Below are 12,025 nucleotides of genomic sequence, written 5' to 3'. Positions count from 1 at the left end.
CCTGCATCTTAGCAAACGATCCGAGAAATCTCCTATGACAGCCAAGTCCGCTGCTCCTTCGGCTCTTGCGAACCTGATTGCGACGCTGACCCCCGAGCCGCTGGAGGACAACCTGTTCCGCGGCCCGCGCTCCAGTGAAGGCTGGCAACGCGTCTATGGCGGCCTCGTGCTCGGCCAATCGCTCGCGGCGGCGGCATTAACTGTCGATCCCTCGCGACCGATCCACTCGCTTCACGGCTATTTTCTTCTCGCCGGCGATCCCGAACGCGAAATCATCTACGACGTCGAGCGCATCCGCGACGGCGGCAGCTTCACGACCCGGCGCGTGCGCGCCATCCAGCATGGCCGCGCCATCTTCTCGATGAGCGCCTCGTTTCATAAAGCCGAAGACGGCTACGACCACCAATCGACGATGCCGACAGTGCCGCCCCCGGACACGCTTCCGAGCGCGCAAGAGCTGATGCGCGGCGTCATGGCCAATCTGCCTGAGAACATGCGGAACTATTGGAACCGCGAGCATCCAATCGACGTGCGCATCGTCGATGCCTCCCGCTATGCGAGCCGCAAACCGCAGACGCCCGCGCAAGCCGTCTGGCTGCGCGCCAACGGCCCGCTTCCCGACAGCCCGCACCTGCATCAGGCCATTCTCGCCTATGCGTCCGATTTCACGCTGCTCGATACGGCCCTGATCGCCCACGGCAAGGTCCTGTTCGACAGCGACATCCAGCTCGCGAGCCTCGATCATGCGATGTGGTTCCATCGCCCGTTCCGCGCCGACGACTGGCTGCTGTACGTCCAGGACAGCCCCAGCGCTTCCGGCGCACGCGGCTATGGCCGTGGCTCCATCTTCGATCGGCAAGGCCGCTTGGTGGCGTCGACGGTGCAGGAAGGCTTGATGCGACCGCGCGAGACAGCGTTCCAGATTAAATAACAGGCAAACAACATTCAGTGCACAATTTCTGTGCTTCTTGATGGCCCGAAAGACTCGTGATGCCTGGGCTTAAATTAATTTTCTACCGCAAAATCAATAGATTAAGCACTCGCGTCCAAACTGGCACGCGTCTTGACTCTCTCTTTCACCATCTCGCTTCGGCGTAGGCCGTAAGCGGGTCGTGGACATCCGGTTTGGAGAGGAGGGGGCGCACCCATGAAACTCATTACTGCTGTCATTAAACCGTTCAAGCTCGAGGAGGTCCGTTCAGCATTAACGGATCTGGCGTTGCAGGGCATGACGGTCACCGAAGTCAAAGGCTACGGGCGCCAGAAGGGCCACACCGAGATTTATCGCGGTGCCGAGTACGCCGTGAGCTTCCTGCCGAAAATCAAAATCGAAGTCGTCGTGCCCGCCGCCCAGGTGGACAAGGCCATCGCAGCCATCCAGCGCTCCGCCAAGACCGGCCAGATCGGTGACGGCAAAATCTTCGTCTCCCCCATCGAGCACACGGTTCGCATCCGAACCGGCGAAGCCGACGAAGACGCGCTCTAGGCGACTTTCAAACCTGCACTTGTTTTCCTTCAATCAGGGAGCACACAACATGAAGTTTCGAAACTTGGCGCGGTATGCGGGGGCCTTGGCGGCCCTTGGCGCAACCGCGCTCCTCATCGATCCAGCCCTCGCCCAGACCGCCGCCCCGACACCCGTGCCGAACAAGGGCGACACCGCGTTCATGTACACGGCAACCGTTCTCGTGCTGCTGATGACCGTTCCAGGCCTCGCGCTGTTTTACGGCGGCCTCGTGCGTACCAAGAACATGCTGTCGATGTTCATGCAGGTGTTCGCGACGCTCTGTCTCGTGGCGCTGCTCTGGGTGTTCTACGGCTACTCTTTGGCCTTCACGAATGGCGGCGCGCTGAATGACTTCGTCGGCGGCTTCTCGAAAGCCTTCTTGAAAGGCGTCGATGCCACCACGGTCGCCGGAACATTCTCCAACGGCGTCTACATTCCGGAATACGTCTACATCGTCTTCCAGATGACCTTCGCCTGCATCACACCGGCCCTGATCCTCGGCGCCGTCGCAGAGCGCCTGAAGTTCTCCGCCATGCTCGTGTTCATGGGCCTTTGGGTGACCTTCATCTATTTCCCGATCGCGCACATGGTCTGGTACTGGGGCGGTCCGGATGCATTCGCATCAGCCGCCAAGGCCCTCGCCTCGGCAACCGCCGACACGAAGGCACAGGCTCAGTCCGCCTATGACGCTGTGATGAACGATGCCGGCATCTCGTTCAAATGGGGAGCCCTCGACTTTGCCGGCGGCACCGTCGTGCACATCAACGCCGGCATCGCGGGCCTCGTCGGTGCTCTCATCCTCGGCCGCCGCATCGGCTACGGCAAGGAGCAGATGCCGCCGCACTCGCTGGTCAACTGCATGATCGGCGCCGCCCTGCTGTGGGTCGGCTGGTTCGGCTTCAACGTCGGATCTGGCCTTGAAGCAAACCAGTTCGCCGGGCAGGTGTTCATCAACACCTTCGTCGCCACGGCGGCGGCTGCGCTCTCCTGGATGATCGTCGAGTGGATCTCGAAGGGTAAGCCTTCGGCTCTCGGCCTTGCGTCCGGCGTCGTGGCGGGTCTCGTCGCGATCACACCCGCCTGCGGTTTTTCCGGTGTGATGGGTTCGATCGTTCTCGGCCTCGTCGTCAGCCCGATCTGCTTCCTCTTCTGCTCGGCGATCAAAAGTGCGCTCGGCTATGACGACAGCCTGGATGTCTTCGGCGTCCACTGCATCGGCGGCATCATCGGCGCCCTCGCAACCGGCCTGCTGGTCAATCCCGATTGGGGCGGTGCCGGTATCGCCGACTACGTATCGAAGCCCGGCGAGATGGTCGCCGGAACCTACGATATGGCGACGCAGATGATCGCGCAGTTCAAGGCAGTGAGCATGACACTTCTTTGGAGCGGCATCGGTTCGGCGATCATCTTCAAGCTGGTCGACATTGTCATCGGGCTTCGTCCGTCGGAAGAGCGCGAGCGCGAAGGCCTCGACATCACCGATCACGGCGAACGCGCCTACCACTACTGAGATTGACATCGCTCGCGGTCCAACACGGCTGCGAGCGATGACCTGCCTCTCCCGGGCACGAGTCTCCCTAGACGTGCTCAACTTGGCTCGGTGCATCTCGCGTCCGAGCCTTTTTTATTCGCGTGCTAGATTTCGATGACGATCTCGCTTCGCCGCGCAACGGCCCGAAGCACGCGCTTGAGATCGGAAGCTCGCAACGCGACGCATCCCTCGGTCGCGAGAAAACCCGGCCGCGCGACGTGCATGAAAACGGCGCTGCCGCGATGTCTGACCCGAGGTGCGTCATTGTGGCCTAGCACGACGACGAGATCGTAAAGATCGTCATCGCGCCAAAGGCGCTCCGCACTGGCTCCATAAGGTAGCGAAACCCGGCGATTGTAGTTCCGATCGAGGGGACTGTCGCACCACCCGTCGACCGTGCGGAGAGGACGCAACGGTAGCCGCGTTCGCGGACGAAGGCTCCGCTCGGGATTATAAAAAACACTGCGCAGGCGAAACCTTCCTCGCGGCGTTGCCATGTCTCCTTCACGCTTCAGTGCTTTGACCCCGGCGCGTCCGAGGACACATGGCATCCGATACGGGCCGAACTCGAGATAGCCCCGCTGCGCCGCCGCATTCAACGCCCGGACAATGAGCGTGGTCGACGCGCGATGCCGTTGTATCGGCCGTGCTGGCAGCATCGGGGAACCACCCATTCCTCTTGTCTGTTTGTCACCAAAGCCTATGGTGCCCCAGCGCGCGATGCTAGTCTTCTGCGCCTCGTAGGCAGTCCAATAATGCTGGAGCCAATCTCCATGAGCACGGCCCGGAAGGTCCTCCTCGTCGACGACGATGATGATTTGCGTACATCGTTAAAAGATCAGCTGGTACTGCACGACGAATTCGAGGTGTACGAGGCCGGAACGGCGAGCAAGGGCATGGAAGCCGCGCGCAACGGCCGTTTCGATCTCGTGGTCTTCGACGTGGGATTGCCGGACATGGACGGACGCGAGGCCGTGAAGCTCTTGCGCCGGTCCGGCTACAAGACGCCGATCGTCATGCTGACCGGAAATACGTCCGACGCCGATCAGATCTTGGGGCTCGATGCCGGCGCCAACGATTACGTTTTGAAACCCTTCAAATTTGCCGTGTTCCTCGCGCGAGTTCGCGCCCAGCTCCGCCAGCACGAGCAAAGCGAGGACGCCGTCTTCGCGATCGGCCCCTATACGTTCAAGCCGGCATCCAAACTTCTGATCGACCAGTCGGGAAGCAAGATCCGCCTGACCGAAAAGGAAACGTCGATTCTCAAATATCTTTATCGTTCAGGCGACAAAGTGGTTTCTCGCGATGTGCTCCTACACGAAGTCTGGGGCTACAACGCCGGCGTCACGACCCACACCCTCGAGACGCACATTTATCGGTTGCGCCAAAAAATCGAAAAAGACCCGTCAAACGCCGAGCTTTTGATCACCGAAAGCGGCGGCTACAAGCTGGCGCCTTAAACCGCTTCTCAGCATTCCGTTGCGCCAACTCCACCATCCACAGTCTCGTGCCCGCGGATGACTTATCCACGTTCAGGCCGATACGGACTTCATGTATTGAAAGGGTGTTGCTGCCAGTCCCGGCGGCATGGGCGCGTCGCATATCTGTCCCATCGTGATTTGTTCATCCTGCGAATTGGACCGATGGCCATCGACGCCCTCGTCAGACCGTTTCTGTCATTACCGCTTTTTCGTGATCTCAAGCCCCTGCAGATCAGCGAGATCGCTCGCAATGCCGAGCGCATCGTCTATCGCAACGGCGATGTCATAACGGCCGAAGGCCGATCGGCGGACGGAGCCATCCTGATCGTCTCCGGAACCTGCGTGCGGCGCGCCGTCGATCCCAAGAAAACACGCGAAGAATTTCTGCCTGAAGGATCGTTGATCGCGGAATTGGCGATGATGATTGAAATCGCTCACCCTTCGACGATCGTTGCACGTGATCAGGTCAGAGCACTGAGAATTTCTCGTGAGAAGATGCACGAGCTGATGCAGCAGGACGTCGAACTCGCGACGCACTTTTCATCGCTTATTCTGAAGCGCCTACATAGTCTCGCTGGCGATCTTGTCGCGGTCGAGTCGTTGCTCTCGGGCTCCGCCGCAGCCGCGACCGCTTGGAATTCGCAACTTGCGTTGAAACAAGAAACGCCGGCGCGCGCCGTGCCATGACTGCGTAGCTCTAAAAGACCTGCAAGATGAGCCACACAATACGGGCCACAAAAGAGTGCGCCCAGTCCCGGGGGGAGGGACTGGGCGCTATGCGCTTTTACGCGCTCGGTACCGGGAGGGAAACCGATACCAGAGGCGGCGTCTTCGGCTAGACGGGGGGCACTACCGAATACAGGGTGACGCCACCTGCATGTTTATGAGTTAAGCGCAAAGCGATGAAATTCAATAGAGGCCGCGAGAGCCGATCACGAAAATGTGAACAAGCCGCCGCAAATACCCACAGGTTGCGCATTGCCTCGGGCAAATGCGCAACACATTGATTCACCGGGAAAATCTTCAGTTTGGCGTCGTACGGTGCGGTCCAAGTGATTGAATTTTAAACAAATTACTATCTAGATCATTGCTTTTTTCCAGTCCCAGCAGCTCGACGCGGGTGTTCAGACCCTGCGCGTCCGTGGTTACCCATTCTTTCAACTCGATGCTGGGCTTGGTCGCGAGATAGAGTTTGATCTTGCCTGGAGCATCGGGGTCTTTGTCTTCCAGGCCGAGCACGATGAGATCATCAGCCTGCTGCACTTCCGTGATCTTTGCGTCCCGCAGCAGATCGACATCCTTGCGCAAAAGCATGCGGAACGGTGTCTGATCGAGCGACACGCGATCCTCGTTGTTCAAATCGAGATCCTGGATGGCGAGGTTCTCGCCGTCCGAAACGATGATCTGCTTGGAGGGCAGCGCGTAGTCGAAACGAAAGCGGCCGGGGCGCTTGACGAAAAACTTGCCCTTCATGCGCTTGTTGTCGGCATCGACCTGCACGAATGCGCCTTTAAGGCCCTGCACGGAGCCGAAATAATCGCTGACCAACTTGACCAGCTTGGTCTGCTCCGCATCAAGCACGACGCTGCCATCGTTCTTCGCAGGCTCGACTTGCCCGGTCCAGCCTTTGACGGCGGCTTTGTCCTTCGCCGCAACCGGATTGGCGATGGTGGCGGACGGTCCGTCCGCGTCCTGGCCGAAAGCATGGCCACCGAATGCGAACGAACAAACTGCAGCAGCAGCCAGCAGGCGCTGGAAATCCCTCATGTAGCTCCCCATCGCGGCCCCCACGGCCCCTGAGCCCCACGGGGCTCCAATCGCAGATTACTCGTTTCGACAAAGATTGCGTCCAGAACTAGGCGAATCGTTGCCGCGCTATGGGTAATGCGCTCGCCAGGGGAATCGCAAGCGCTGAGACGCGCTCGCGATGACGCGTTCGGGATAAAAAAGGTGCGTTCAGATGTTACGCGGCAGCATCCGCACCGCTTCCGCGCGACATCAGGATGTCCCGCTTGCCGACACCGTTGGCGGGCGAAATCAGGCCTTCCCGTTCCATGCGCTCGATCAGATCGGCGGCACGGTTGTAACCGATCGAAAGCCGGCGCTGGACGTAGCTCGTCGAGGCTTTTCCGTCCCGCATGACGATCGCGACGGCGCGATCATAGAGATCTTCTTCGCCGGTCCCGGTTCCGCCGAGCGCGGGCTCGGAAGCTGGAGGCGTGTCTGTAATCCCATCGACATATTTGGGCACGCCTTCCTGCCTCAGAACGTCCGCGAACGCGACGACTTCCTCATCCGACACGTAGGCGCCGTGCACGCGCACGCATTGTCCCGCACCCGTTGAATAGAGCATGTCGCCTTGCCCGAGCAGTTGCTCGGCGCCCTGCTCGTTCAAGATCGTGCGGCTGTCGATCTTCGACGTGACCTTGAACGACACGCGCGTCGGGAAATTGGCCTTGATCGTCCCGGTGATGATGTCGACAGACGGGCGTTGCGTTGCCATGATCAGATGGATGCCCGCGGCGCGCGCCATTTGCGCGAGACGCTGGACCGAACCCTCGACCTCCTTGCCCGCGACGATCATCAGATCGGCGAATTCATCGACGATCACCACGATACGCGGCAATGGCTCGAGGTCCATTTTCTGAGTCTCGAAGCGCGCCTGGCCGGATGTGTCGAAGCCCGTCTGCACGCGCCGCGATAGGATTTCGCCGCGCTTCTTGGCATTGCGCACGCGATTGTTGAACACGTCGATGTTGCGAACCGAAAGCGCAGCCATCTGCTTGTAGCGCTCTTCCATTTCGCGCACCGCCCAATTCAGAGCGGCGACGGCTTTGTGCGGATCGGTGATGACCGGCGCCAGAAGATGCGGAATACCGTTGTAAACCGACAACTCCAGCATCTTCGGATCGATCATCAGCATGCGGCAGTCGTCGGGCGAATGACGATAGAGCAGCGACAGCACCATGGCATTGATGCCGACCGACTTGCCCGAGCCCGTCGTACCGGCGACGAGCAGATGCGGCATGCGCGCGAGATCGGCGACGACAGGTTCGCCACCAATCGATTTGCCCAGCCCGATCGGCAACGCCAGCGCATCGGACTTGAACGGATCGGCTTCGAGGATCTCGCGCAGCAGAACGGTTTCGCGCCGCGCGTTCGGCAATTCGAGCCCAATGGCATTGCGCCCTGGAACGACGGCGGCGCGCACGCTCGCGAGACTCATCGAGCGCGCGATGTCTTCCGCAAGTCCGATGATACGTGACGACTTCGTGCCGCGCGACGGTTCGAATTCATAAAGCGTCACGACCGGCCCCGGCCGGATATCCTTGACCTCGCCCTTGACGCCGTAGTCGGCGAGCACGTCTTCCAGCAACCGCGCGTTGCCGCGCATGACCGTCTGCGATAGCTCCGGATTTGGCTTCGCGGCGGTCGGACGCTTGAAGACGCTGAGCGATGGACGCTTCCATTGCGGCGCCGCGCGATTTTTGAAACCGCCGAGCAGCCCGCCCGCGGCCTTTGGCGGCAAGATAGTTTCAGGCGCCATCGGCGGCGGAGCGACGGGCGCTTTTGGAGCCGCCGGCGAAGTCGAAGACGGCGCGACACGGCCCTTGGCTGATGCCGGCGCAAAGCGCGCCGCGATGGCACGGCTCGAGTCTTCGATATTGTCGTCAAACGCGTAGATCGGATCGATCGCGTCGTCGGCCGCAACGTCCTCGACACCATGAGGGACCGACTCATGAAGCACCAACGGCTCAGCGTGATGACGCTCGCGAACAGGCGCAGCCGGTGCCGCTGCTGGCATCGCAAGCGTATGCGCCGCAAACCCAACCGGTCCGCTCCGCAAATCATCGTCGCGGCTATCGATTTCGAGACGGCCGAACGCGTCGGGGGCATGACTGAGACTTGGCTCTGCCGGTTCCGGCGCCCCGAAAGCCTCGAGCGAGGTGTAAGCCTCTTGATCGTCGGCCCTCACGCCGCGCAGGCGCGCCCACAATCCCGTCGCCGACGTCACCGCAACGGCCGGTGCTGTCCTGATGATCTCGGCGCGCGGCTTCGTCATCGCTTGATGGAACGCCGCGCCGAGCGATTTGAAGATCGCCCGAACCATGCCTTCGGCTTCGAATCCCATTGCCTTACCGGCGGTCTGGAGAGCCGCCGCCGCAAGAACGAGCCCTGCCGCGACGGGTGCGCGTTCATCGCTCAGAACACTGAAGACCTTGGTTGCCAGATGCAGCAGGGAGTCGCCGAGCAGACCGCCATAGCCGTGCCGCAACGGCCAGCCATCGAAAACGGGAAGCGCCGAAATAGCCCCCGCGAAGGTCAAAATGGAAATCGGATAAAAACCGAGCTTCGAGCGGCCGCCGGCAACCTGCTCGGTGCGAAGCAGTTCGATGCTCCAGACAAACGGCGCGATCAGCGCCACGACGGCCGCGAAGCCGAGCGTCTGAAACAAGAGATCTGAAATGATCGCGCCGACCGGCCCGCCGAAGTTCCGGGCTGGAACGGTAGTCGTATGCGTGAGGCTCGGATCGAGAACCGACCAGGATGCGAGGCTCGCCCAGACCACGAGCGTCGAGGCAAGCAGGAAGGCTCCGCCGAAGCGGCCCATCCAGCCTAAAAGCCGGTCCTCCAACGACTGCGGCAGCAGTCTCCGAGGATCGATCCCTCTCGTATCCAGCGACATCTCAGCGAACGTACTTCTTTTACGCAGCACGGAACTCGTGCGTTCGAGCGATTTTTGGGACCGTCCCTAGACTTCGCCTCCGCTGCTTACGCGCACGCCGGGTTCCGTCTCGACCGATGCCAAAGGCCGCCGCAGTAACCTTGACGCCTGCCGGTTGCCATATGGTTACCGCAGCCGCGCATTCGACTCGGATTGAGCCATGGAAATCCACAGCGCGTCAGTTGCAGCAACAAGATACAGACGGCGTGGTCAGCGCCGGACGTTGGCCAGGCTGCGCGAGGCGGGTGCGCCGAAGATACGGCGGAACTCGTGCGCAAAGTGCGCCTGATCGTAATATCCGGCGGCATGCGCAGCCGTCGTCAGGTTATGACCGTCGACGACGTCGCGGACCGCCGTGCGCATCCTGAGCCAGCCGAGGTAGCGGCGATAGGAAACGCCAACCTCTGCCTTGAACACATGCTGAAAGCGCGACGTGGAAATTCGTGCTTGCGAGGCGGCCGTCGATACTGAGGGCACGTCCTCACCATCGCTCTCAAGTCGTTCGCGGCAGGCGACACGATCGATGGCCCGCGCGACGCGTGGATCAATCTGCCGACGCGCCCGGGCACTCGAGAAATCCACCAGATCGGCAATGGCGGGTGCAACCCACGTCGCGCTGTTGGGGTCTTCATAAATCGCGCGAAGGGCCGCGACTTCGCCGTGCCGACTGATCACCGCGCCGGGAAGCTCGTCGACGTTGCGCATTAAAACGGCCAAGCCCTCGGCCGACACCACATTCGGTTCGCCGTAAATGACGGCGAGCGGCCGGCCGCCGGCATCAAATTCATAAGGTGTGCCTGCGCGAATAACGGCCGTCCGGCACGTGACCCAGCGCCCTTTGCCGACGCTCAATTCAAAGTCGTCGTAGAGGCCGGCAAGCAGCACCGACGTGCTGTGGCTGTGTAGAGCATTGCGCCCGAGACAGCCCGCAAACAGCATGCGGGAATTCCCGACATGCCAAAGCGGCTTCAAGAGAGGCTTCAACTCCCCGGCGCAATGCGCAGCAGATTGATACAAGCGCAGCCCTCCGCCCCCAGCCTACCTTCCAACGTCACACCACATCTATCTCTTGAACGGTTAGGAGGCCACACGCTATGAGCGATACGCAAGAGCCGATAAAGCAAGCCTTTCTCAACCTCGATCGCAGACAGCTTCTCGCGGCGAGTCTCAGCCTCGCCACCGCGCCCGCGCTGGCGCTTGCAACGAGTTCAAGCGCTCACGCCGCAGCGCCTATGCTCGGCGCGGCGCAGCCGAAATTCTACCGGTTCAAACTCGGCGACTTCGAGATTACGACGATCTCGGATTCTGAAGTTTTCATCGACGGTCCATTTCCGCTCATCGGAGCCAATGCCAGCGAGCCCGACGTACAGGCGCTGATGCGTGACAATCTCTTGCCCGAACGTAAATACCAGCCCGGATTTTCGCCGACGATCGTCAACACCGGCAAAGAGTTGATTCTGCTCGACGCCGGAAACGGCGCGAACGGGTTCGTGCCGCGCCCCAATGGCGGATGGCTCGCGGCACAACTGGGCCCAGCAGGCTTCAGGCCCGAAGACATCGATATCGTGGCCTTGAGCCACGGCCACCCCGACCACATCGGCGGCATCATCGAAGGCGGAAAGCCGCTCTTTCCCAACGCCCGCTACGTGATCGGCCAGATCGAGCACGATTTCTGGACGCCGGAAGGCAAGCTGCCCGAGGACCTCGAAAAGTTCGCGCAGGTCTACCGCGCCAATTCAAAGCCCGTGGTCGAGAAGATGAACTTCATCAAGCCGGGCGATGACGTGGTGACCGGCATTCGCGCGCTCGAAGCTTTTGGCCACACGCCGGGACATCTGGCCTTCATGATCGAAAGCGGAGGCAAGTCTGTCCTCTGGTGGGGAGATTGCGCACACCATCAAGTCGCGTCACTCACGCGTCCCGATTGGCATTGCGTCTTCGACGCCGACAAGCCGCAAGCGGCCCAAACGCGACGGCGCATATTCGATATGGCCGCCACCGATCGGCTTCCGGTGATCGGCTATCACATGCCGTTCCCGTCGATCGGCTTCGTTGAAAAAATCGCTCCCGAAAGCTATCGCTGGCTTGCGCACACCTACCAGCTCAATCTCTGAGCCCGAATCTCTGAGCCCACGAAACGAAAACGGAAGTGCCTGGGCAGGCCGAGTCCCGGCCTGCCCAAAGCGATCTCAAATTAACCGACGCGGAAGACAGCGCCCGCAACAGAGCGCGCGCGTTCGCGCACGGCGTTGCCGTCGTTGCCGGATTTTACGATCCACTGACCGCTCGATGAGCGCCCCGTGATGATGCCGACGTGATGCGGCCAGACGACCACGGCGCCGACCTGGGGACCGCTCGAGCGGCCGTAGCGCCGCCAGTTGGCCGCCAGATTATATTCTGGACCGCCCCCGAGCTGGGTGCGCATCCACCAGCCGCACCAGGCACGCGGCCGACCACCGCCTCCAGCCGACGCGTAACGGCGGCCTGTGTGCCGCTGTGCGTAACGCCGGGTTACACCCTGGCGATATCCGCTTCTGGACTGCTGGCTATAGGCGCGGCGCCCATAAGAACCGCGGTAGGAATGACTTGCGTATCTTTGGCCCCGCCGTTGCGAATAGCCGCGGTTCGAATACCGCTTCTTCCCTGACCAATTCGCGTGGGTCCGCTCAATCCGATGACTATTATAGCCTTTGTACGGATGAGCCTCGACCGACGGTACGCCGACAAGGACTGCCAGCAGCGCCGCGACTGCGAACAAGCTCAATCGCATGGTTACTCTC

The 12,025-nt window shown here is 61.1% G+C and carries 11 protein-coding genes; 6 read left to right on the top strand and 5 right to left on the bottom strand.

What is annotated here, in order from left to right:
* Positions 1–34 precede the first annotated feature (34 nt).
* The 3 genes from tesB to WC026_RS03740 all read left to right on the top strand — a co-directional run bounded on the left by tesB (position 35) and on the right by WC026_RS03740 (position 3,017).
* The gene (tesB, locus tag WC026_RS03750) at positions 35–931 is read left to right on the top strand and encodes an acyl-CoA thioesterase II (protein WP_372709462.1); all 897 of its coding nucleotides are present in this window, start codon (positions 35–37) and stop codon (positions 929–931) included.
* A gap of 216 nt (positions 932–1,147) precedes the next feature.
* Positions 1,148–1,486 (top strand): P-II family nitrogen regulator, encoded by a 339-nt coding sequence (locus WC026_RS03745; RefSeq protein WP_013217259.1) that lies wholly within the window; start codon positions 1,148–1,150, stop codon positions 1,484–1,486.
* Between the two features lie 49 nt (positions 1,487–1,535).
* Complete coding sequence (locus WC026_RS03740) at positions 1,536–3,017, top strand: ammonium transporter (RefSeq protein ID WP_372709461.1); 1,482 nt, start codon at positions 1,536–1,538, stop codon at positions 3,015–3,017.
* 125 nt (positions 3,018–3,142) lie between these two features.
* On the opposite strand, the gene WC026_RS03735 is transcribed toward WC026_RS03740, so the two are convergent.
* Entirely contained in the window at positions 3,143–3,589 is a 447-nt protein-coding gene (locus tag WC026_RS03735) for a L,D-transpeptidase (RefSeq protein ID WP_372709485.1), read from the bottom strand.
* A 222-nt stretch (positions 3,590–3,811) separates the two neighbouring features.
* Between WC026_RS03735 and WC026_RS03730 the strand changes: the two genes are divergently transcribed.
* Positions 3,812–4,498, top strand: coding sequence for a response regulator transcription factor (locus tag WC026_RS03730; protein ID WP_372709460.1), 687 nt, complete (start codon positions 3,812–3,814; stop codon positions 4,496–4,498).
* 183 nt (positions 4,499–4,681) lie between these two features.
* On the top strand, positions 4,682–5,206 hold the full coding sequence (locus tag WC026_RS03725; RefSeq protein WP_372709459.1) for a Crp/Fnr family transcriptional regulator: 525 nt from the start codon (positions 4,682–4,684) through the stop codon (positions 5,204–5,206).
* A 336-nt stretch (positions 5,207–5,542) separates the two neighbouring features.
* Here WC026_RS03725 and WC026_RS03720 read toward each other — a convergent pair whose 3' ends face one another.
* The 3 genes from WC026_RS03720 to WC026_RS03710 all read right to left on the bottom strand — a co-directional run bounded on the left by WC026_RS03720 (position 5,543) and on the right by WC026_RS03710 (position 10,262).
* Complete coding sequence (locus tag WC026_RS03720; protein ID WP_372709458.1) at positions 5,543–6,298, bottom strand: outer membrane lipoprotein carrier protein LolA; 756 nt, start codon at positions 6,296–6,298, stop codon at positions 5,543–5,545.
* Positions 6,299–6,482: 184 nt separating this feature from the next.
* Positions 6,483–9,206: a DNA translocase FtsK 4TM domain-containing protein gene (locus tag WC026_RS03715; protein ID WP_372709457.1), complete on the bottom strand. Its 2,724-nt coding sequence runs from the start codon at positions 9,204–9,206 to the stop codon at positions 6,483–6,485.
* Between the two features lie 249 nt (positions 9,207–9,455).
* A complete protein-coding gene (locus WC026_RS03710) occupies positions 9,456–10,262 on the bottom strand; it encodes a helix-turn-helix transcriptional regulator (protein WP_372709456.1) in 807 nt (268 codons plus the stop codon).
* Positions 10,263–10,339: 77 nt separating this feature from the next.
* Here WC026_RS03710 and WC026_RS03705 point away from each other — a divergent pair, with 77 nt between their 5' ends.
* Entirely contained in the window at positions 10,340–11,359 is a 1,020-nt protein-coding gene (locus WC026_RS03705) for an MBL fold metallo-hydrolase (RefSeq protein WP_372709455.1), read from the top strand.
* Between the two features lie 80 nt (positions 11,360–11,439).
* Here the strand turns inward: WC026_RS03705 and WC026_RS03700 are convergent, their stop codons facing one another.
* The gene (locus WC026_RS03700) at positions 11,440–11,670 is read right to left on the bottom strand and encodes a hypothetical protein (RefSeq protein WP_372709454.1); all 231 of its coding nucleotides are present in this window, start codon (positions 11,668–11,670) and stop codon (positions 11,440–11,442) included.
* Positions 11,671–12,025: the final 355 nt, after the last annotated feature.

This window comes from Hyphomicrobium sp. (genome assembly GCF_041674905.1).
GTDB lineage: Bacteria > Pseudomonadota > Alphaproteobacteria > Rhizobiales > Hyphomicrobiaceae > Hyphomicrobium_B.
Note: the sequence above shows the minus strand (reverse complement) of the source record. Positions and strands in the feature narration are given on the sequence as shown.

Excerpts from the sequence above, each read along its gene's own strand:
- tesB (WP_372709462.1), top strand. The coding sequence starts at position 35 with ATGACAGCCAAGTCCGCTGCTCCTTCGGCTCTTGCGAACCTGATTGCG.
- WC026_RS03745 (WP_013217259.1), top strand. The coding sequence starts at position 1,148 with ATGAAACTCATTACTGCTGTCATTAAACCGTTCAAGCTCGAGGAGGTC.
- WC026_RS03740 (WP_372709461.1), top strand. The coding sequence starts at position 1,536 with ATGAAGTTTCGAAACTTGGCGCGGTATGCGGGGGCCTTGGCGGCCCTT.
- WC026_RS03735 (WP_372709485.1), bottom strand. The coding sequence starts at position 3,589 with ATGCCATGTGTCCTCGGACGCGCCGGGGTCAAAGCACTGAAGCGTGAA.
- WC026_RS03730 (WP_372709460.1), top strand. The coding sequence starts at position 3,812 with ATGAGCACGGCCCGGAAGGTCCTCCTCGTCGACGACGATGATGATTTG.
- WC026_RS03725 (WP_372709459.1), top strand. The coding sequence starts at position 4,682 with ATGGCCATCGACGCCCTCGTCAGACCGTTTCTGTCATTACCGCTTTTT.
- WC026_RS03720 (WP_372709458.1), bottom strand. The coding sequence starts at position 6,298 with ATGGGGAGCTACATGAGGGATTTCCAGCGCCTGCTGGCTGCTGCTGCA.
- WC026_RS03715 (WP_372709457.1), bottom strand. The coding sequence starts at position 9,206 with ATGTCGCTGGATACGAGAGGGATCGATCCTCGGAGACTGCTGCCGCAG.
- WC026_RS03705 (WP_372709455.1), top strand. The coding sequence starts at position 10,340 with ATGAGCGATACGCAAGAGCCGATAAAGCAAGCCTTTCTCAACCTCGAT.
- WC026_RS03700 (WP_372709454.1), bottom strand. The coding sequence starts at position 11,670 with ATGCGCACCCAGCTCGGGGGCGGTCCAGAATATAATCTGGCGGCCAAC.